Origin of the sequence: Bombilactobacillus apium (assembly GCF_013385145.1) — a bacterium.
Lineage (GTDB): Bacteria > Bacillota > Bacilli > Lactobacillales > Lactobacillaceae > Bombilactobacillus > Bombilactobacillus apium.
In genome coordinates, this window is the sequence record NZ_JABZEC010000006.1 from 18587 (window position 1) to 40157 (window position 21571).

Genomic DNA, 21571 nt, shown 5'->3' on the forward strand with positions numbered 1-21571 from the left:
GTTTGGTAGTCAAAAGTAGCATGCTGGTTTTTCGCTGGAGCTATGTCTTTGAAGCTAGTGCTAATTAGGAGGTGAAAATAAAAGTATCATTACAAAACTGGAGATTCTCGATTTAAATCCTGTTCACAGGCAGTTTCTTTGCATATCAATATATTAATTTAAAATCAGGTGGAGATAAGCAGCGCGATTACGATGGCTTCAATTTCTATTTGATTTTAATAGCGAGTTTTGTGACTAGACAAAGCTCGTTTTTTTATGGGGAGATTTGCATAATTGAAATCGTTTTATTATACTAAAAGCGTTTTCTCGGGAGGGTGATTGATTTGAGTTGGCGTTTGGTCCATGTTAAAGAGGGCGATCTTCTGCGTCTCAAGTTAGATAATTTAGAGATTATTAAATTAGAACGGAAAGTTTATATTCCATTGTCTGATATTACGATGATTGTTTTAGAGGGAAATCGCACGCGCTTAACCACGCGTTTATTGACAGCCCTGAGTAAAAATAATATTGCCTTGGTGATTTGTGATGAGAAGTATTTGCCTACGGGAATGTATCTTCCTTATGGACAATATCATCATTCGGCTAAAAGAGTCATGGCTCAGGCTCAATGGTCAAAAGAAATTAAAGGTCTTTTATGGCAAAATGTGGTATCGCAAAAAATTCAAAATCAAATTAGTTTTGCGCAATGGAAAGGAGTAGAACCAGAGCGAATTGAGTTGATGCAGGATTTGGCCGCTGGAATGACGATTGGTGATCGGACTAATCGGGAAGGTTTGGTAGCTAAAGTTTATTTTGATTCTTTATATGGTCTGGATTTTACGCGAGATCAAGAAAATTTGGCTAATTCGGCGATGAATTTTGGTTATGCAATTATTCGGTCACATCTAGCTCGGGTTTTAGTTGGGAACGGGCTGATCACAATGCTAGGAATTTTTCATCATAATGAGTTTAATAGCTTTAACTTGGCGGATGATTTGATGGAACCTTTTCGTCCACTAATTGATTGTTGGATTGATCAAGAAATTTTATCACAAACGGATTATCTTAGCTATGAAGCTCGCCTGAAGATTATTGATTTTATGAATCAAAAGTTGCGTTTAGTGGGGAAAAAACAAACCGTAGCTCATGCAATCGAAACTTATGTCCAATCTTTTGTCGAAGCCAGTGAAGTTGGTGACCCAAGCTTGATTTTGCCGATAACGTTGGCTAATTTTGTGGAGGAGTAAGGTGAAATATCAAAGTATGCGTTTATTATGTATGTTTGATCTACCTATGGAAACTAGTTCGGATAAGCGACAATACCGAATTTTTCGAAAAGAATTGATTAAAAATGGCTTTACCATGTTACAGTATTCGATCTATTATCGAACGTTACCGAATCGTTCGGCAGGAAAGCGCTATCAACATGCCTTGCAATCTTTCTTACCTCAAGGAGGGGAAGTACGTCTGCTGGCTGTGAGTGAGAAACAATTTGCGGATATGCAAGTATTGGTCGGTCATCGAAGTTATCAGGAAGTTTTGGTTGGCAGCAAAACTTTGGTGACGATATGAGACTAGAAATTGAATATGAGAATAGCCAATTTTTAGATGTTGATTTAGAAGATATTTTATATATTATTGGACCGAATACGACGCGAATTTGGCAATTATATCGGAGTTTATATTATTACAATGCCAAGGTGACTGCTCCTGTAACTGACAGTTACGGTGAAAATGGGATTGAATTACGGCTAGAGGGAGAAGCAATTAAGCCCAAACAACAACTGTTTTATTTTATCCACAGTCGAAATGATATTTACCAACAGATGATCTATCATAAGCCAGCTTTATTATTTAATTGGCTGAATTCTCTGCAGAATGATGCGCAGGTTGTGGAACAAATTGAACGTTTAAATACAGAACTGGATCGTTTAAGTTTATATTTGCAGCAAGATTTGAATCGAATGTCAAATAATCTTCAACTAGATTTCAAAGATTTAAATTATCTTGATCTGTTAAAGAATAATTTGTTGCTTAAGTATTGGGAGCAAAAACAAGAATTACCACTTGAATTTATGAGTACCGAAGAATTGTTGGACGAATATTTAAAATTATTACAGGTCCAAATCCAAAATAGGGCGCAGCCAACTTGGTTGGTACTTTATAATTTGGAAAGTTACTTGGCTCCCCAGCAACAGCGACTATTATTGGAAAAATTACAGCGTTTAACCCAAGTAAGTAATTTGAAAGTTTTATATTTAGCGGCAAATTTAAATAATTTATCTTTTGAGCCGGATGATTGGGAAAAAGTAGTTTTGGTAAATAAACTTTTTACCCAATTGCCACCAGCCTCTGTTTTACGACAGTCGTTAGAGCTACACTACCCTAGTGGCTGTACTTGGAGTTTAGCCGAGTTAAATTCTTCATTGCAGCGAGTTTTGCCATTAGTTGGAACGAAGAATTCCGTTTACTTGCGGAATCGGGATCTGGTATTATTAAAGTTAATGAGTGACTTGTTGGGAGTTGAGACGTCAATTGACCTTCAAGATGATTCATTAACCAGTGCAGAAACCCAATTTTTACACTCCCAGTAATCTATTTGGGAAATTTGAGGTTTTTGTACTCTTAAAGATTTAGTAATGGTAAAACATGAGTATAGACTTTGAGGGTAGTAGTTACGTTTTTGTACTCTTAAAGATTTAGTAATGGTAAAACTTGATTTACATATACACGCGCGATTTTCCAGTTTTTGTACTCTTAAAGATTTAGTAATGGTAAAACTGAAGCCAATTGATAAGTCTCACTAGAACAGTTTTTGTACTCTTAAAGATTTAGTAATGGTAAAACTGAAGCCAATTGATAAGTCTCACTAGAACAGTTTTTGTACTCTTAAAGATTTAGTAATGGTAAAACTGCCAATACTTTTGTTGTGAATGGACGAAAGTTTTTGTACTCTTAAAGATTTAGTAATGGTAAAACATACTATCCTCATTAATATCCGTGCCCGAGGTTTTTGTACTCTTAAAGATTTAGTAATGGTAAAACTTATTCTAATAATCCAATGGAATGTCTTAAGTTTTTGTACTCTTAAAGATTTAGTAATGGTAAAACTTTTGTTCTCGACTATCAACAATTAATTTTGTTTTTGTACTCTTAAAGATTTAGTAATGGTAAAACTGATTATGCTTTGCTGAAGAGAGAAATTACGTTTTTGTACTCTTAAAGATTTAGTAATGGTAAAACTCAATATTGTTGGGATAGTTGAGCTGGATAGTTTTTGTACTCTTAAAGATTTAGTAATGGTAAAACAAGTAGTGCTAGTTGCTATTTAGCCCGAAAGTTTTTGTACTCTTAAAGATTTAGTAATGGTAAAACACATTATTGTCCGTCCCACTAGGGTGACTAGTTTTTGTACTCTTAAAGATTTAGTAATGGTAAAACAAGTAGTGCTAGTTGCTATTTAGCCCGAAAGTTTTTGTACTCTTAAAGATTTAGTAATGGTAAAACTCCTTGGGTAAGATTGTCTTTAGATGGGAACTTTTGTACTTTTAAAGATTCACCAATATCAAACCGCATTGAGATCTTTGGAACTTGTTCAGATTAAATTTGTAATTTACCATGATAAAAATAAAAAATGAGTTCTGTATTCTTATAGAGTTTATCATTATCAATATGATTCGGTTTAAGTTTAATAATAAAAGAGGTGGATTACGATTTGACGAAATCGCAACCCACCTCTTTTATTAAGTCTTTTCTTCTACCATTGCTAAATCTTTAAGAGTACAGAAACAAATATCACTCTTTCTCTATAATTCTAGCTTAGTGTTTCATTGTATACAAGAAGTAACTCATTTTTTTGACGATGTTCTGAGTTTATGATACCATTCTTTAAAAAAGTGATATTTAAAAGAAGGAAAAAGAAGGAAAAAGAAGGAAAAAGAAGGAAAAAGAAGAAGCGATGATATTGAAAAAAGCACTAGAATTGGCTGCAAATAAGTGTAGATATTTGAATCCTTTGGTTGTATTTGTATATTATACTGCTAGAATATTTTTGCTATTTTATTAAAAATTACGATCATTCAGTGTAGATAGCCATTCTGCTATGTACAGAACTTTTTGAATTTACTATTCGTGGTAAAATTATGATATCTAAATTAAATATTATAGGGGGGATCATCATGAATGAACGAATTAGTTTGGGACTGGATATTGGGGTAGCATCAGTAGGTTTCAGTGTTTTGAATATTGAAAATGGAAAGATTCTAGAATTAGGCTCGAGATTGTTTAATGCCACTGTTGCGGAAGAAAACCAAACTCGGCGTGACCGTCGAGGAAGTCGTCGATTACTACGTCGGCAGCGTCAGCGGCGAATAGATGCCGCTAGATTACTTTATCAAGTTGGACTTATCAAAGACTTTTCCGAAGAGGATTTTGCAAAAACATTTCGTAATAATTGGGATCCATATCAACTGAGAGTCCAAGGACTAACGCAAAAATTAACTATGGAACAATTGGCTAATGCCCTGTACCATCTCGTAAAACGTCGCGGAATTAGTTATGCCTTAGCTGATGCCGATGATGAAGATAACGATAATGATTATTCTGCTAGTTTACAGGTAAATCAAAAGGCTCTTCAAGACCAAACTCCAGCGCAAATTCAATTGGCCCGTTTACAAAAATATGGTCAAGTTCGGGGACGAATTGATCGTGGTGGTTCTGAAATTCCTTTACTAAATGTTTTCCCTAATGGTGCTTATATTCGTGAAGCACAAATGATTATTCAGTGTCAACGACAATATTATCCCACCGTTTTAACAACTGAATTTGAGAAACAGTATTTGGATATCTTGCGTCGAAAAAGAAATTACTTCGTCGGCCCTGGATCAGAGAAATCTCGGACTGATTACGGGATTTATAAGACAAGCGGCCAGACTTTAAATAACTTATTTGAAGAATTGATTGGGCATGATTCAATCTATAAAGATCAATTGCGGGCGGCAGCCGTTTCCTATACGGCCCAGTTATTTAATGTCCTCAATGATCTTAATAACTTAACTATCGCTACTTATGAAGATGGTAAGATGCCTCCGGCAGACAAACAAAAGATAATTGATAGTTTGCGGAGTTCTACGAAAGCTACTTCCATGATGACTTTAATTAAAAAGGTCGCCCATTGTCAGACAGAAGATATTCGCGGTTATCGTCTCAATCCGAAAACAGATAAGCCAGAATTTAGCTCGATGGATAATTACCGAAAAGTTCATCGAACCTTAGTCCCCTTGGGGGTTGATATTAATGGTTGGCCAAATGATTTTTATGATCAGCTAAGTTTTATTATGACCCTAAATACGGAAGATGGAGAAATCCGACGGCGCTTGGTGACTGATTTACAGCCCAAGTACGCTTTTTTAACCGATGAGACTATTCAAATCCTAATTGATCAGAAGCATAGTTTTGATATTACTAGCAATAACAAATGGCATCGTTTTTCTTTAAAAACGATGCGGCGACTAATTCCCGAGATGTTGCAACAGCCAAAGGAACAAATGACCTTATTAACAGAAATGGGATTAGTTCATCCGGAACATAAGCATTACCAAGATTATAAATATTTGCCTTATAAACAAATTGCGGCAGATATATTTAATCCAGTCGCTTCAAAAGCAGTTCGTGAGGCCTTAAAGATTGTGAATGCAGTATTGAAAAAGTATGGAGAAATTGAAGATATAGTAATTGAGATGCCGCGGGATGATAATGCTGAAGATGAGAAGAAACAAATTAAAAAATTTCAAGCAGATAATGCTAAAACTAAAGATAAGGCTCTAGAAGCCTTTATTAATGCTCTTGGTGATCGGCAGGCTGTGAAAAATCGTCTAAATGGGAAATTAATGACCCAAATTCGGCTTTGGTATCTTCAAGACGGAAAATGTCTATACAGCGGCCAAAACATGTTGCCCGAAGATATTCTCTCTAACTCAGGCAACTTTGATATTGATCATATCATCCCACAGTCGATTTCTTATGATGATAGTCTTAATAATAAAACTCTCTGCTTTAAAGCCATGAATGACCAAAAAGGCCAAAAGACGCCTTATGAATTTATGACCGATGGCGGTGGCCAAGGCTGGGCAGAATTTAAGGCCCAAGTTAATCGGAGTAACAGGTTGTCCAAGATCCAGAAGAAAAATTTATTGTTCGATGAAAATGTCCAGGATATTGAGGTGAGGAAACGTTTTATTTCTCGTAATTTGGTTGATACGCGTTATGCTTCTCGAGTAGTTTTAAATAGCTTACAGGATTTCTTTCGCGGGCGAGAGAAACCAACTAAGGTCACGGTAATTCGGGGTAAGTTTACCTCCAATATGCGTAAACATTGGCACTTGAATAAAAGTCGTGAGACTTTTCATCATCATGCGGTTGATGCTTCAATTATCGCTGTGACGCCATTTTTACGTGTCTGGAAGAAAGGGCGAACTATCTTTCCGGTTAAAGTGGGTGAGCGCACGATTGATATTGAAACAGGAGAACTGCTCGATGATCAGGATTTTGCTCATGATTTACTAGCAGAACCATATAACAATTTTGTCACTCAATTACAGAAGATTGAGCCCAAAATCAAATTTTCTCATCAAGTTGATAAAAAGATGAATCGAAGAGTCAGCAAGGATACGATTTATTCAGTGCGATCAACTCAACTGGGGAAAGATAAGCATCCTACAGATTATTTATTGAGAAAAACTGATGATTTGTATACAGTCAAAGGCTATGAAGATTTCCAGAAGGTTTATAAGAAGGATCCCCAGCAATTTCTTTTGGCCCAAATAGATCCCCGAAGTTTTCAAAGATTAGTTGAAATAGTTGAAAATTATCCGGACTCACAAGAAGTAGTGGATAATGCGAATCAGGTTAAGCAAAAGAAGATCAGCCCCTTTGAATTGTATCGGCGTGAGCATGGTTGTGTTCGTAAATATGCCAAGCATAACAATGGACCGTTGATTCGAAATCTTAAGTATTACTATAAGAAACTAGGAAGTAATATTGATATTACGCCCACAAGTGCCCGTAATAAGAAGGTCGTCTTGTTATCTTTAAATCCTTGGCGAACCGATGTCTATTGGAATCCAGATACCCGGAATTATGAAATCATGGGACTTAAATATTCTGATCTAGAGTTTATTAAAGATACTCAACACTGTGGCATTACTAGGAAAAATTACCAGCAAATTAAAAAACAAGAAGGTGTCAGTGATAATTCAGAGTTTAAGTTTTCTCTCTTTCGCAATGATCGAATTAAGGTTGCAAATCCAGATACGGGAGAAATGATTGAAATGCGTTTTTGGTCACGAACTAAGCCTAGCCAAAAAGGATATACAGAACTCAAGCCTTTAGATGCATATGTGAATCAAAAAGATGAGATTCCAGTATACGGAAAAGTTAAAAAAGAAAAGCAAATTCAAAAACCCTTAGTCCCCAAGGGATGTAAGATCTGGAAAATTAGTACGGACATATTGGGCAAACCGTTCTGCTCGATACAAGAAGGCCCAGCACCTAAAGATATTATTGACTAAATTAGGCGAATGTGGTATCTTACTAATTGTAGGGGACGCCTTATATGTTTGAATATTCAAGCGACTTAGTTTTACCATTACTAAATCTTTAAGAATCTACAAAAATAAGGTTTTATACCGAATTTACTAGTGCTCCTTAACGAGCACTAGTTTTTTTATTTTTCGAAGATCTAATACTTGACAGCTTTCCTATTAGCCAGTAGAATGACCTTTAATCTATGAAAGGGAGGTAATGAACATGAATATGAACAAACTTCGAATCCAGCTCGACACAGCTTCACAGACGTTCATTGCCTTGGATCCAAACAGAAATGAAAGTGGACAAGGCAAAACAATTCAAGAAGCAATTTCTCATTTGCAACGATAATTTTTAGACTGACTTCATTAGAAGCCAGTCTTTTTAATTCTTGAAATTATGGAACCTTTAGTCTAAGATGAAGAAGCAAAGAAATAAAGTATCAGCTAGTTAGATGACAGTGAGGCTAGGAGAGTGCGACCTAGCATTAAATTGATACCGTCGCGACTTTGTGCAAATTTAAATAAATTTAAAAAGTGGATTACTAATCAAATAGAGTGGTACCGCGGGTTGTCTCGTCTCTTAATTTTTAAGGGGATGAGACTTTTTTTATGGAGGAAATTATGAAATTAGAAGAAGCTAAACGGACGGTCCAAGAAGCTATTAGTACAGCTTTGACGGAGATTGCACCACAAGTTTTAACCGCCCAAAAAGTTATGAATTTATTGGAAGTGCCAAAAAACGATCGAATGGGAGACTTTGCTTTTCCAGCGTTTCAGCTCGCCAAGAATTTGCACCAAGCTCCGCAACAAATTGCTCAGCAAATTTTAGATCAGCTGGATCAAACGGCTTTTGCAAAGGTTCAAGTGCAAGGCCCATATTTGAATTTTTTCTTACACCGTGAAGAAGTTGCCGCAACGACTCTGGCGGAAGTAATTGCCGCAGGAGCAGATTTTGGAAGTAGTGCTCAAGGTCAACAAAAGCAAGTCGTTATTGATATGTCTTCCCCGAATATTGCCAAACCCATGTCGATGGGGCATTTACGTTCAACCGTTATCGGAAATTCAATCGCCAAGATTTTAACTAAGTTAGACTATCAACCGGTGAAAATTAATCACTTGGGTGATTGGGGAACTCAATTTGGAAAATTGATGGTGGCTTATAAAAAATGGGGCTCTGAAGAAGATGTCAAGCGAGATCCGATTAATAGCCTGCAAAAGTATTATGTGAAATTTCACCAACTAGACCAAGAACATCCCGAGTTAGATGATGAAGCGCGAGAATGGTTCAAAAAATTGGAAAATGGAGACCAAGAGGCAACCTATTTATGGAGGTGGTTCCGCAAAGAATCCCTGAAGGCCTTTACTAAAGTTTATGATCAACTGGGTGTAACTTTTGACTCCTTCAAGGGAGAAGCTTTCTATAATGATAAAATGTCGGAGATCACAGACTTATTAGAAGAAAAAGGACTCCTCCAAACCAGTAAAGGCGCGGAAATTGTTGATTTGGGTCCGGATTTACCACCAGCTTTAATCAAAAAATCAGATGGGGCAACTTTATATATCACCCGGGATTTAGCCGCCGCTTTGTATCGGCAGCGAACCTACCATTTTGCCAAAGCACTTTATGTCGTGGGGAGTGAACAAAGTGTTCACTTTGAGCAATTAAAAGCGGTCTTACAAAAAATGGGTTACGATTGGGCCCAAGATATTGAGCATATTCGCTTCGGCTTAATTACTTCTGGAGGGAAGAAGCTATCAACTCGAGCTGGTCGAGTGATCTTATTAGAAGATGTTTTACATGATTCGGTCCAATTGGCCCAAGCTCAAATTGATGCCAAAAATCCGACTTTGCCGGATAAGGAAACCGTTGCCCACGCAGTAGGAGTAGGTGCAGTGATCTTCCATGATTTGAAAAATAATCGAACCGATAACTTTGATTTCCAATTAGAAGAAGTAGTTCGATTTGAAGGAGAAACCGGCCCCTATGTTCAATATACCCATGCCCGAGCTCAAAGTGTTCTGCGCAAGGCTGCGACTCAAGTTCAAGAGCAGTCGACAATTATAACTGTGGGCGAGAGTGATTGGAATATTGTTAAACAACTGGCTAACTTCCCCGAAGTTATAACGCAAGCTGGAGCTCAGCGGGAACCATCAGTGATTGCTAAATATGCCTTACGGCTAGCAAAATCCTTTAATCACTACTACGCTCACAGTAAGATTCTAGTGGCTGATGAACAATTGGATTATCGTTTAAATCTTTTAAAAGCAACTACAATTGTTTTGAAAGAAGCCTTAAACCTTTTGGGTGTTCAAGCACCTGATGAAATGTAAAATAATATTATTCAAAAATTCCGTGATCTCAATCGAGGGCACGGAATTTTTTTAGTAAGCTTGTGTGAGTTGATAAAATGAGGCTGGAGTCGCCGCAAAGACGGTTCGGACTTGTTTTTGAAAGGGAAGTTGATAACTTAAATGTTGGGCGTGTAAATACAGGCGTCCTGCTGGCTGAGAGCTATAGAGGGGATCACCTAAAATCGGACAACCGATACTTTGTAAATGAACCCGAATCTGATGAGTTCGACCGGTAAAAAGTTGGAGTTGTAACAAGGCATATTGTTGATTATGCTGTAAAATTCGGTAATCTGTCCGGGCTGCTAAACCCGAGCCATCGATCCGCCGTTTCCGGCGATCTTTGGGATCCAATCCGATTGGAGCAGTGATCCTAGCTTGGAGAGCCATTTGCGGGTGATAAGGGACAACTGCAAGGTAGGTTCGTTGCAGAGTCTTATTGGCTAATTGGGCTTCAATGATCGGAACAATCAAGGGATTTTTAGCCACCATGATGGCACCACTAGTTAACATATCTAGGCGATGTAACATGAGGGGAGGCTGGGATAAGTAAGTCGTTAATTCATTAAAGAGAGTCGTTTTTTCTTCTGGTTGGTTGGGGTGCGTTTTGATTCCCGCGGGCTTATTGACGATTAGGAGATCGGTATCTTCATAGAGAATTTGGCAAGTAATCCGAGGAGCCGGCAAGTAGCGTTGCCTTTTGAGATCAGCTGATAGAGCTAGATCAATCCGGTTGCCGTTAAAAAGCAATTGATTGAAGGATTGGTAGTGGTGGTTGATCAAAATACTACGATTAATGCGTAATTGATGCTGCCATTTTCGGGGCAGTTGCCAATAGTTAAGGGCTGCCCGCACACTTAAGGGGCGGGGTAAGTTTTGGACAGTAAAATGACGTTCTAAGATCAAAAGACACCTCAAATATATAATATGGTAAAATAGAATCATGAAATTTGATAATAAACTAAATTTAACCAAGCTGCAAGCCATGTTTCGAAACTTTGGTCGCTGGCTGCACGCAGTAACTAAACAATATCACTTAATTCGATTGTTCATTTTGGTCGGTTTGAGCGTATTTTTAATCATTAGTGTTTGGGGAACTTTCAAAGCTAAAACAGCTAATGTTTACAATTTAAAATCAAGCTTACAAACGACAACGGATATTATTGACGCCAATGGTTCTAAAGCCGGATCCTTGTATTCGCAGAAGGGAACTTTCGTCAAACTTGATCATATTTCCAAGGACATGCAAAATGCCGTAATTGTGACGGAAGACCGCACCTTTTGGACCAATTATGGTTTTAGTATCAAGGGTTATGGTCGAGCTTTTCTGGGGATTTTATTACACCGACAAATTGTAGGTGGAGGGAGTACGTTAACTCAACAATTGGTGAAAAATTCCCTATTGAATCAAAAACAAAAGCTTCAGCGAAAGGTTGAAGAATTCTTTTTAGCAGTTGAAATTAACAGAATCTATTCCAAATCGGATATTTTATCCATGTATTTGAATAATTCCTATTTTGGAAATGGAATTTGGGGAGTTCAAGATGCTGCTAAACGTTATTTTGACGTTAATGCTAGTCAATTGGATGCAGCACAGGCCGCAACTTTGGCAGCGATGTTACGGAACCCGAGCTACTATGATCCTATTCACCACCCGGACCATTCCAAGGCCCGGAGAAACTTAATTGTGCAGCTAATGGTGCAAAATCAAAAAATTTCTTCCGAATCAGGGCAGCTAGCTAAGAGTCAACCAGTAGAGATTACTAACGGTTATAACTACTTGGATAGTTATCGTTACCCGTCGTATTTTGATGCAGTGATTTCAGAGGCTGAAAGTCGCTATCATTTAAGTGAGTCGGAATTACTGAATAAAGGCTACAAAATTTATACTTCTTTGGATACCCAGATTCAACAACAAATGCAAGGAGCTTTACAACAGGATGAGCTGTTTCCGGCTAGCAATGCCGACGGAACTAAAGCTCAAGTGGCTTCAATTGCGATTAATCCGACCGATGGTGGAGTGATGGCCGTGATGGGAGGCCGGGATCAAAATGCCTTTCGTTCCTTTAACCGAGCTACGCAAATGCGACGGCAGCCGGGGTCAACTATTAAACCGTTAGCCGTTTATACCCCTGCGGTTGAGGCCGGTTATAAATTAGATACCGAATTACCTAACAAAATTACTAGTTTTGGGAAAGATAACTATACTCCTAAAAACGCTGACGACACATATAGTGATAAGATTCCGATGTATAAGGCGTTAGCTAATAGTGAAAATATTCCGGCTGTTTCGGTTTTGGATAAAATTGGGATTAATAAGGGAGTTTCTTCATTAGAGAACTTCGGAATTAAAGTTGCTCCCGGTGATCAAAACTTAGCTTTGGCTTTAGGAGGTCTGGAAAGGGGCGTGACCCCTTATCAAATTGCTCGAGCTTATACTGCTTTTGCTAATGAAGGGAAGATTGTTCAGACTCATTTTATTAGAAAAATTGTCGACGCTCAGGGTGTTTTAATCGCCGCTAATCGCAAGAAATCACCGAAGCCAATTATGAGTAAGAAAACGGCTGAAACCATGACTAGCATGATGCTCGGGGTTTATACTCAAGGTACCGGACAGGCTGCTCAACCGGCTAATTATCAAATTGCGGGCAAGACCGGAAGTACTGAAGTTCCTCGAAGTTATGGGATTGGGACCAAAGATCAGTGGATGGTGGCTTATACTCCTGATATCGTGGTCTCAACTTGGTTAGGCTATGATAAAACTGATGCCGGTCATTTTCTTCAAGGACGAACTGAGCAAGCTATCACACCAGTTTTTAAGACCGAAATGACTAATATTTTGCAATATACGAAGGATTCTAGTTTTGGGGTTAAGGATGCTAATCAGATCATGTCCCAAAATTCAGCGAAACATCATGCTTCTGGTTTCTTAGGAAACTTACAGGATCAGCTAGACGATGCTCGCAAAAATGTGACGCAATGGTATAATCAAATTAAAGGGATTTTCCCACATTAATAGAGGAGAAATTACATGATCAACGTTTACGACACCGCGAATCAATTAGAGCAGGACTTACGCCAAACCGAAGAAGTATTGGGCTTGCAGGCTGCTTTTGCCCAATTAAAAGCTGACCCGATGGCTTTCGGTTTATTCCAACAATTGCAACAGTTGCAGGATAAATTGCAAACGCAACAAGCTAATAATGAAGAGTTGGACAATGATACAATTCAACAGTTGCAAACTTTGTCTCAGCAATTATCTAAGTATGATGTAGTTCAAAAGTTGATGGAAGCTGAACGTAAAGTTAATGGCATGATGGAACAATTGAACCAAATTATTTCTAAGCCAATTGCTGATATCTATAACGGCTAAAAGTTTTTCAATAAGTAAAAAGATTTTGAAATCAGATAATTTTGTCCGATAGGCAAATAGGCGAATGAAAATTTTAGTTTTCATTCGCCTATTTATTAATTGTTAAAGCTATTTTTAATAAAAAATTGGAGCAAGATCCAAGTATTAGCTAGAGAATCTCAACTAGGATCCAAGTTGAACTAGTAACTTGAATTTTAAATATTTTTGACTATACGAGGGGGAGACGTAATGAAATTTATTCATGCCGCGGATCTTCATTTGGGAAGTCCTTTTAAAGGACTGACTCAATTATCTGCTTCTTGGCAAGAAAAAGTTCAAGAAGCTTTGACAACGGCTTTTGACCGGCTAGTAAAGTTTGCTATTCAAGAAGAAGTAGATTTTATTATCTTGGCTGGTGATGAATTTGATCAAGTGGATCGCGATTTGCATTCGCAGTTGTATTTACGCCAGAAATTTCAGGAATTAGGGCAACAAAAAATTGTCGTCTTTATGATCTATGGCAACCATGACTATTTAACTAGCAGTTCAGCGATGATTTCTTGGCCCGATAATGTCCATGTTTTTGGGCCGCAGGTCACGACCAAAGTTTTTACTGCTGCTGATCAGACCCGGGTAGCGTTAACTGGTTTTAGCTATGACCAAAATCATATTCGAGCAGATCGGCTAGGAGAATACCCCAATCGTTTGGCGGAAGTCGACTATCAAATCGGTCTCTTGCATGGTCAACTGGGTAAGGAACACCAAGGCGACTATGCCCCTTTTACTTTGGCGGAATTACGTTCGAAGGGATACGATTATTGGGCTTTAGGACATATTCATAAGCGTGAAATCTTGAGTCAAGATCCGTGGATTGTTTATCCGGGAAACTTGCAAGGACGGCATCGAAATGAGGCTGGAGCTAAAGGATTTTATTTGGTAACTGTTCAGCGCGGCCAAACCCGGTTGGATTTTCAAGCCTGTGCACCAGTAATTTGGCAAAATCAGACTTGTTCAGTAGCCGGGGTCCAGGATCTAGATGGTTTGTTACAGAAGTTGCGCGCGGCTATTATTAGCCCAGAGCAGACTTTAGTGGAATTAACCTTAGAAGATAGCTCCCAGCTGACAGTAGAGCTTCAACAACGTTTGAGTGATCCGGCCTTACTAGAAAATTTACAGACGACTAATAATTATGTCTATCGTTTACAGTTAGCAGCTTCCGCTTTACAGGCGGTCACACAACTTGATCTTAAATTTTGGCAGCAAGCAGCCCAGAAAGTGTTTACTTCCGAGCAGTTGGCCGACTTATTGAATCAAGGAAAACTCCAGAATAATCCTTTGATTCGTAGTTTAATTCAGGATCCGCAGTTTTTAAAGAGCGTCCAAGAACGGGCACAAAATTTTATTAATCAACCTGAAACGGAGGTTTAAAATGCGAATTACGGGAGTTCGAATTTATGGTTTTGGCTGCTGGGTAGATCAAGAATTTAGTTTTCAAACCGATTATCAGGTGATTGTAGGGGATAATGAGTCTGGAAAAACGACCCTTTTAGCTTTTATATATTCAGTCCTATTTGGCTTTGCAGACGGCCATCAAAAGTATCGCCAGTATTTGCCTCGGAAAAGTAGTAAGTATGGCGGGGAAGTTTGTTTAGTTGCGGACTCTGATCAATGGTTGGTCCGGCGGACAAAGACCGGGACTAAACAAGAGCTCACAGTCTTAAAGAATCAACAAGAAGTCAGTTTGGAACAATATCAAGCCTTGCTATCACCGATGACTGCCAAGCTATTTATGCTTACTAATTATCTTGATCGAAATACTGTCGATCAGGTTCTGAAATTGACCGATGAACAGTTAATGGAGCGGATTATGGCGATTGGTGCTGTCGGGGCGCAAGATTGGCTTCCGTTAGCAAAACAGTTTCGTCACCGGGCGCAAGAAATTTATCGCCCTCAGGGTCGGAAACCGCCTCTCAATCTGCTCCTCAAGGAAAGTATCAATTTAAAAAAGCAATTTCAAATAGTTCAGGATCAAAAACAGCAGTTTCAACAATTGGCCCAGCAGCTAACTGAGCTTGACGTTCAAAGAACAGCTTTAGCTAAAAAAACATCTCAACAAGAAACTAATGAACGGCAGCAGCAAAAACTTTTGCAGAAATGGCCCGATTATCAAGAATGGCGGCAATTACAGTCGCAAAACTCGGAAAAGGTTGTTTTAGATACCGATTGGGATCAGTTTAACCGCCTGCAAGAACGAATTCGAACTTTACATCAGCAAGAGCAAAATCTACAAGTTAAACTGGCGTCGGCTAAGGAATTGCCCGAGGAGCTCTTGAAGTTTCAAGAACGGCAAGACCGCTGGCAAGAATTACTACAAGACTGGGAAAAGTTAAATTACCAGCAGACTCAGCAAATTCAAGGGCAACAGCAGCTCCATCAGCTCCAGGAACAACAACGAGTCCTAGTTGAGCAAGAACCATATTTACGTCAACGGCAACAACCTCTAACAAAAGCCGCTTTTCAAGAGTGGCAGCAATTACAAAATCACCCCCGCAATCGGAGTCAAGAGCAAGCACCCCCCGCTTCCGGTTGGCTTTGGGGAGGATTAGGTTTGTTAGTGCTCGGTCTCGGAGCTAGTTTTATGACACAAAATTGGTGGTTACTAATTATTGCCTTTCTGGGAATTGGTCTCGGAGCTTATTCTTGGTCTTTGACTAAGGGGGCTAAATCTGCTGCCCTCCAATTACCAGCAGACAGTGAGGAGAAATTTCAACAGCGTTATCAATTAACGGGCTTAGCTACTGACCGAGTTAATTCCTGGCAACTGGCGGCTCAGCAGTGGACCGAGTTAGCGAGAGAGATCGCAAAAGTTGAACAGGAAAAAGAAAATTATCAACAACAATTACAAAATTGGCAGGAGCAAGTGCAAGTCTTGTTACCAAAAACAATCGCTCCCTCGCAATTTAAAAATTATTATCAAACTTGTCAACAAAAATTACTAGCTTGGCAACAAGAACAAGCCCAACAACAGCAGCTGTCTCAACAATTGGCCCAACAACAAAGAGAGTTGTTGCGGCAAGAAACAGCGTTAAAAGAACTTTTACAACGTTATGGGGTTCTGACTGCTGCTGATTTACGACAACTACGCGACAAGAATCAACAGCAACAGGAGTACAAGCAACGCTTAGCTGTTTTGACAGCAACCCTACAACCCGATTTAAAATCATTGCAGGCTGTTAGCCAAGTTAGGACCATTCAAGACCAATTGCGATTGCAGCAGCAACAATTAAAATCCTCCCGGAAGCAACAGGAAAAATTGCGTCAACAAGAAACCAATTTACTTGCCCAACAACAACGTTTGGCTAATGACCGCCAGTATCAAGACTTACAACAAAAAATTGAAAATAATAAGACAGAGATCGAAATTGATTTTGGTAATTGGCTTAGTTTTCAGTTAGCTGCCGATTGGATTCAGGAAACCTTAAATCAGGCCAGTTCGAACCGGCTACCGCATCTATTGACTCGGGCCCAAGTTTTTTTTGAAGAATTAACAGCAGGTCATTATCAAAAATTACAATTTAGAAAGGGACAGCTAACGGTTTTAACCACCGATGGGATTTGGTTTGCGGTAGCTGAGCTTTCCCGAGGAACAATGGTGCAATTATTCTTGGCCTTGAATCTGGCCTTTGTGCTAGAAGTGGCCGATTTAACTACTTTACCGTTATTGTTAGATGATGTCTTAGTTGATTTTGATGAATCCCGGCGACAGATTATTAGTCGTTTATTGCCGCAGATTGCCTCAACTACGCAAGTGATTTATGCTAGTACCAGTGGAGCCGATTTTCCAGCAACACACGTTTTACAGTTAAAAGGGGGGAAGACTTTATGAAATCTAAATTGGCGACTTTAAAAGCTGGTTCAAGCTTTGAAATGCCGGTACTTATCGACCAAATGACTTGGCGAACAGCTAAAAATGGGAGTCACTTCTTGGATTTAGTTTTTTCGGATCGCTCGGGAAAGTTACCGGGTAAGTATTGGAATGCCACGATAGAAGATACTCACAAATTTGTAGTGGGAACGGTGGTCATCTTAAAAGGAAAATGTGAGTTATACAATGGTTCTTTGCAGGTTAAAATTAATAGTTTGACGCTTGATCCGCAAGCTAAGCATCTGGTAGCTGAATTAACACCCCAAGCACCCTTAACAAAGGTTGAACTTCAAGAAGCAGTTCAATCTTTGTTATTGGAAATTGTTGAGCCTCATTGGAATCGGATTGTCCGCGCTCTTTTAAAACGGCATCAAGATAGCTTTTACGAATATCCAGCGGCGAAGTCAAACCATCATGATTATCGAGGAGGATTAGCTTTTCATACTTTAAGTATTGCCCGGTTAGCGCAAGATGTTTGCCGTCATTATCCGCAAGTTAATGCCTCACTTTTATTGGCCGGAACTTTTTTACATGATTTGGGAAAGACAACCGAATTATCTGGTTCCGTGGGAACGCAATACACGGTTGCTGGAAACTTGCTGGGACATATTGTCTTAATCGACGAAGAGATTATTACTGCTTGTCAACAGTTACAGTTTGATCCTAATGATGAAAAAATTCTCTTATTACGGCATATGATTATTGCCCATCATGGTTTGAATGAATATGGTTCTCCTAAGCGGCCGCAAATTTTAGAGGCTGAGATTTTACACGATTTAGATGAATTAGATGCTGCAATCAATATGATTACAAAGGCGACTGCCAAAACTTTACTGGGTGAGTTCAGTGCCCCAGTTTTTGGCTTAGATAATCGCCGCTTTTATGTCCCTCAAAATATTGATTAAAGATTAGAGAAAACAGAAAAAGAGGCTGTGACATAAGTCCAGTCAAAAATAAAAATAAGAGTTACCAAATGATTTTTTAGTTTGGCAACTCTTATTTTTATTCCTGTTTTTAAAAGTGGTTCTAAACGGGACCTTAAGTTTAAGATGTTTAAGACTGATACTAACAATCCAGCTTCCTTAGTTACCTTATCTAAACCTCGAACCAAGAAATGACGGAACTTCAAAATCAATCTTGCGTTGTGCGTAACTTGACTTGGTCGGTCCAGCGGTTTGTAGTTGACGCTGTTGGGCTTTATAGTATTCCCAATCTTCGTTAATTAAAATTTTCTTTTGACGGGCTCTAACCGTTAGAGCCCCAGGAATTGGGTTTTGATTAAGATCATGCAACTCAGCTCGGTATTCTTTAAAACCTCTTTGAAAGCCAGTTTGATCATGCCGGCGACGGTAAGCATAAAAGTTAAACCGGACTCCTTATAATAATCATCTGGGGCGTGGTATTCTCAATTCATTACTTTTCGATCATCACTGCGCCACTTGCGCCTGTTTTCTTTGAGCCTCGTATCGTACTATAAGGAATAATTACGGTTTTAGAACTTAATTCATCTTCGCAAAAACGGTAATTCCATTCCGATCCATAACCGGCATCAGCGACGATGGTCGAGCCTAAAGCTTTCTGTGCTGTTAATTATTTCAAAAAAGGTGGTATAGTTCGTGTATCGTTGGGATTTTGAAATAAAACATAACTCCTAATGAATTGTTGACTAGTAGCGATTTAAAGATTATAGGCCGGCTTTAGCTGGCTATTGCCCATTGGATCTTCTTTGACGCGCATAAAAGTGGCATCATGATCAGTCTTCAAATAACTATTTCGGGTACCATAGATTTCGGTTTGAGATCGGTATTGGCGCATTTTTTCTTGTCGGTATTGTAACTGATGTTTCTGGGACTTTAAGTGACAACGTTCCTGTTTGGCTCGGTTAGGTGATACTTGGGCAGTTTTTTGAATCTCTTCTTCTAAAACTACTAAACGATCTGCAACTTGATTAATTACGAGATCTAAAGCCTCCGAAGTTAAATCAGAGCCTTGGGGAATTTCACCAATCACTTGTGCAGCTGGCAGTTCACCTAAAAGCTGAATTAATTTTTCCTGATTCAACCGATCAAACCGAATCGTGTTCTTCCGCCAGATGAAGCTATACTTATTGGCATCAGCTAAAATTTTGGTTCCATCAATAAAAGATTGGTCCTTAATCAGGTCCTGTTGACGAAGAAAGTGGGTTAGGTTCGGCAGGCTTTCCTTAGTTAAAGCGGTTAGTTCTTCTGATACCCGAAAGCGACAAATAGTTCGATAGGCCGGCTCTTGGCTTTGCGTAAGCCAAGCCGCTACCTTGTTTCTTGAGCCAATTGTTCAATTTTTTGACTGCTAGAAATTCTGTAAGTACAGGCTAATAAGACCAATTTGAGTAGTGCACCGAGGTCATACTCTCGTGACCGACCAAACTGGTATTGGTATTTCAATTCGAAGGTTATCAGTCGAACGGGTGTTGGCCCCACGGTTGTTTTTTAGTTTATTTTAAAACAAAAGGGACCTCTAGAAAATGAAAAATCTTCTAGAGGTCCTTTTTTTCTTAGAGACTTATGTCACAGCCTCTTTTTGGGGAGATTAAATCTCGCTCGCTTTTAAATTTTAAAAGATTTACTTGGAGCTAGAAGTACTTGACTTACTCTTGTTATTGTCTAAATAACCTGAAAGGATATTCTTCATATCATTGTCCTTAATTGAAATATCAGAACGTTTCAAGACTTTAGACATTACTTTTTGTAAGGTAGCGGAATCTTGCATCCGATTATTGTAAATTTGGTTCTTCAAAGTGCTTTCATGGGCCTTCATTGAACCTTTACCAGGGCGCTTCATCATCTTGATAACATGATAGCCATAAGAAGATTTAACTGGTTCCTTGGTATATTCGCCTTGCTTTAGTTTTAAAGCGGCCTTCTTGAAATTCGAATCAAGGGAAGTATCACTATTATTAAATGCTGGTAATTTACCACCATCGTTCTTAGTTCCTGTATCAGTTGATTCTTTCTTAGCTAATTTACTGAAATCTTCACCTTTGTTCAGCTTATCGATAATATCTTTAGCCTTGGATTCATCTTTGACTAAAATATGTTGGACGGTAACTTTTGGTGTATATTTCTTCCATTGCTTTTTCAAGTCCGCTTGAGAAATACTAGTTTCTTTTCGAACGGCAACCTTGGTTAAAGCATTGGTCCGAATGGTATCTTTGAAACTAGCTTCGTCCATTCCATTTTGTTGGAGGAGAGAACTAAATTGAGCACCATATTTGGATTTATAGCTCTTGAATTCCTTGTCAACTTGTTTGTCGCTGACATCTTTGCCATATTGAGACTTCAAAGCCTGAGAAATAACCATTTGTTGTAAAGTTTGTTGACCAGCTTGGGACTTCTTCATCTTTTGATAAAGTTGTTCTTCGGTAATTTTCCCGCCTTTCATGGTCACAACGGCTTTGTTATTGGAACATCCGGTCACAGCGGTGACAGACAAAACAGCAGCCACAGCTAAAGCCACTTTACTAAACTTCTTTGTCATAACTATTTTACACATCCAATCTTGTTTGATCCTAGTTAAGATAACACTTACCAAGATACCATATTTCAGTTATTATTAAAATAACAATGTTTTAAATTGGCAAAAACTAAACTATTCTTCTGCCATTTGTGCTTGAAGCTCTTCTAAGACCTTTTGGAGTTCTAAAAAAGCCGCTTGCAATTCAGGACTATGTTCGGCTAATTCCGCTTGTAATTCTTGCAAAGTCGGCAGAACTTGGGTTTTCCATTGTTTATGCAATTCTTTAAGATCGTGAGGAAGTTGACGTAAAGCTTGATAACGCGGATTTTTTAAAATTTGGCGCAATTTCCAGCCGCCAACCATTGCTAAACTGCCCCAAAAATAACCGGTCGCAAAACTTTTCATAACTAATCAGCCACCTCGTGTTCAATCTTAGTCGCCAAATCAGCTAATTGATCACTAGTATAGTTGGCAGTATTGTCGGCCCACTTCATTTGGAAACCGTCATCTTCGTGATAACGGGGAACTAAATGAATATGGGAATGAAGGACAGTTTGGTAGGCAATTTCACCATTATTAATACAAATATTGAGACCCGCAATTTGGGGATCACTAGCTTTAATGGCTCGAGCGATCTTGGGAATTCGAGCAAAAACTGTGGCCGCTAATTCTTCATCGTAAACAAAGATATCGCGCACATGATGCTTAGGAACGACTAGAACGTGGCCCGGGGTAACCTGTGAAATATCGAGAAAAGCTTTAACCTGATCATCTTCATAGACGGTATAGCTAGGAATTTCCCCCGCAACAATTTTACAAAAAACACAATCATGGTTAACTTCAACCATCAGTAAGACCTCCTTAATTAAAAACATTCCAATAAAT

At 38.8% G+C, this 21571-nt stretch carries 15 protein-coding genes, 1 pseudogene and 1 CRISPR repeat array; of the genes and pseudogenes, 11 read left to right on the forward strand and 5 right to left on the reverse strand.

Annotated features, from left to right (window positions below):
- Positions 1–314: 314 nt before the first annotated feature.
- From cas1 to argS, 6 genes are all read left to right on the forward strand, one after another.
- Positions 315–1226, forward strand: a complete 912-nt coding sequence (cas1, locus tag HU830_RS06845) for a type II CRISPR-associated endonuclease Cas1 (RefSeq protein WP_324196341.1) — start codon at positions 315–317, stop codon at positions 1224–1226.
- 1 nt (position 1227) lies between these two features.
- The gene (gene cas2 / locus HU830_RS06850) at positions 1228–1551 is read left to right on the forward strand and encodes a CRISPR-associated endonuclease Cas2 (RefSeq protein ID WP_324196342.1); all 324 of its coding nucleotides are present in this window, start codon (positions 1228–1230) and stop codon (positions 1549–1551) included.
- On the forward strand, positions 1548–2573 hold the full coding sequence (gene csn2-St, locus HU830_RS06855; protein ID WP_176943033.1) for a CRISPR-associated protein Csn2-St: 1026 nt from the start codon (positions 1548–1550) through the stop codon (positions 2571–2573). Before cas2 ends, csn2-St begins: the two co-directional genes overlap by 4 nt.
- 19 nt (positions 2574–2592) lie before the next feature.
- Positions 2593–3486: direct repeats of the CRISPR family, unit length 36 nt; unit sequence GTTTTTGTACTCTTAAAGATTTAGTAATGGTAAAAC.
- Positions 3487–4157: 671 nt separating this feature from the next.
- Positions 4158–7547, forward strand: a complete 3390-nt coding sequence (gene cas9 / locus HU830_RS06860; RefSeq protein ID WP_176943034.1) for a type II CRISPR RNA-guided endonuclease Cas9 — start codon at positions 4158–4160, stop codon at positions 7545–7547.
- A gap of 238 nt (positions 7548–7785) precedes the next feature.
- Positions 7786–7914 carry a hypothetical protein gene (locus HU830_RS09055; RefSeq protein ID WP_267463553.1) on the forward strand — a complete coding sequence of 43 codons (129 nt, stop codon included), beginning with the start codon at positions 7786–7788 and terminating at the stop codon, positions 7912–7914.
- A gap of 272 nt (positions 7915–8186) precedes the next feature.
- Entirely contained in the window at positions 8187–9896 is a 1710-nt protein-coding gene (gene argS / locus HU830_RS06865) for an arginine--tRNA ligase (RefSeq protein ID WP_176943035.1), read from the forward strand.
- A 51-nt stretch (positions 9897–9947) separates the two neighbouring features.
- Here the strand turns inward: argS and HU830_RS06870 are convergent, their stop codons facing one another.
- Positions 9948–10820 (reverse strand): RluA family pseudouridine synthase, encoded by an 873-nt coding sequence (locus HU830_RS06870; RefSeq protein WP_176943036.1) that lies wholly within the window; start codon positions 10818–10820, stop codon positions 9948–9950.
- Between the two features lie 37 nt (positions 10821–10857).
- Here HU830_RS06870 and HU830_RS06875 point away from each other — a divergent pair, with 37 nt between their 5' ends.
- From HU830_RS06875 to HU830_RS06895, 5 genes are all read left to right on the forward strand, one after another.
- Positions 10858–12930, forward strand: coding sequence for a transglycosylase domain-containing protein (locus HU830_RS06875; RefSeq protein WP_228765871.1), 2073 nt, complete (start codon positions 10858–10860; stop codon positions 12928–12930).
- A gap of 15 nt (positions 12931–12945) precedes the next feature.
- Positions 12946–13287 (forward strand): YlbF family regulator, encoded by a 342-nt coding sequence (locus HU830_RS06880; protein ID WP_194946743.1) that lies wholly within the window; start codon positions 12946–12948, stop codon positions 13285–13287.
- Between the two features lie 228 nt (positions 13288–13515).
- The gene (locus tag HU830_RS06885) at positions 13516–14694 is read left to right on the forward strand and encodes a metallophosphoesterase family protein (protein WP_176943037.1); all 1179 of its coding nucleotides are present in this window, start codon (positions 13516–13518) and stop codon (positions 14692–14694) included.
- A 1-nt stretch (position 14695) separates the two neighbouring features.
- Positions 14696–17152 (forward strand): ATP-binding protein, encoded by a 2457-nt coding sequence (locus tag HU830_RS06890; RefSeq protein WP_176943038.1) that lies wholly within the window; start codon positions 14696–14698, stop codon positions 17150–17152.
- On the forward strand, positions 17149–18096 hold the full coding sequence (locus HU830_RS06895) for a 3'-5' exoribonuclease YhaM family protein (protein ID WP_176943039.1): 948 nt from the start codon (positions 17149–17151) through the stop codon (positions 18094–18096). The genes HU830_RS06890 and HU830_RS06895 overlap by 4 nt, the downstream gene beginning before the upstream one ends.
- On the opposite strand, the pseudogene HU830_RS08935 reads toward HU830_RS06895, so the two are convergent.
- From HU830_RS08935 to HU830_RS06915, 4 genes and pseudogenes are all read right to left on the reverse strand, one after another.
- A pseudogene (locus tag HU830_RS08935) lies at positions 18093–19623 on the reverse strand (transposase); the annotation flags it as partial. The gene HU830_RS06895 and the pseudogene HU830_RS08935 sit on opposite strands and share 4 nt — an antisense overlap.
- Before the next feature lie 169 nt (positions 19624–19792).
- Positions 19793–20707: a peptidylprolyl isomerase gene (locus HU830_RS06905; protein ID WP_176943041.1), complete on the reverse strand. Its 915-nt coding sequence runs from the start codon at positions 20705–20707 to the stop codon at positions 19793–19795.
- 111 nt (positions 20708–20818) lie between these two features.
- Positions 20819–21091, reverse strand: a complete 273-nt coding sequence (locus tag HU830_RS06910; protein ID WP_176943042.1) for a hypothetical protein — start codon at positions 21089–21091, stop codon at positions 20819–20821.
- 2 nt (positions 21092–21093) lie between these two features.
- Positions 21094–21534: an HIT family protein gene (locus HU830_RS06915; protein WP_176943043.1), complete on the reverse strand. Its 441-nt coding sequence runs from the start codon at positions 21532–21534 to the stop codon at positions 21094–21096.
- Positions 21535–21571: the final 37 nt, after the last annotated feature.

Bases quoted from the DNA above. Each gene is read 5' to 3' on its own strand.
- csn2-St (WP_176943033.1), top strand. From the start codon at position 1,548: ATGAGACTAGAAATTGAATATGAGAATAGCCAATTTTTAGATGTTGAT.
- cas9 (WP_176943034.1), top strand. From the start codon at position 4,158: ATGAATGAACGAATTAGTTTGGGACTGGATATTGGGGTAGCATCAGTA.
- HU830_RS09055 (WP_267463553.1), top strand. From the start codon at position 7,786: ATGAATATGAACAAACTTCGAATCCAGCTCGACACAGCTTCACAGACG.
- argS (WP_176943035.1), top strand. From the start codon at position 8,187: ATGAAATTAGAAGAAGCTAAACGGACGGTCCAAGAAGCTATTAGTACA.
- HU830_RS06875 (WP_228765871.1), top strand. From the start codon at position 10,858: ATGAAATTTGATAATAAACTAAATTTAACCAAGCTGCAAGCCATGTTT.
- HU830_RS06880 (WP_194946743.1), top strand. From the start codon at position 12,946: ATGATCAACGTTTACGACACCGCGAATCAATTAGAGCAGGACTTACGC.
- HU830_RS06885 (WP_176943037.1), top strand. From the start codon at position 13,516: ATGAAATTTATTCATGCCGCGGATCTTCATTTGGGAAGTCCTTTTAAA.
- HU830_RS06890 (WP_176943038.1), top strand. From the start codon at position 14,696: ATGCGAATTACGGGAGTTCGAATTTATGGTTTTGGCTGCTGGGTAGAT.
- HU830_RS06895 (WP_176943039.1), top strand. From the start codon at position 17,149: ATGAAATCTAAATTGGCGACTTTAAAAGCTGGTTCAAGCTTTGAAATG.
- HU830_RS06905 (WP_176943041.1), bottom strand. From the start codon at position 20,707: ATGACAAAGAAGTTTAGTAAAGTGGCTTTAGCTGTGGCTGCTGTTTTG.
- HU830_RS06910 (WP_176943042.1), bottom strand. From the start codon at position 21,091: ATGAAAAGTTTTGCGACCGGTTATTTTTGGGGCAGTTTAGCAATGGTT.
- HU830_RS06915 (WP_176943043.1), bottom strand. From the start codon at position 21,534: ATGGTTGAAGTTAACCATGATTGTGTTTTTTGTAAAATTGTTGCGGGG.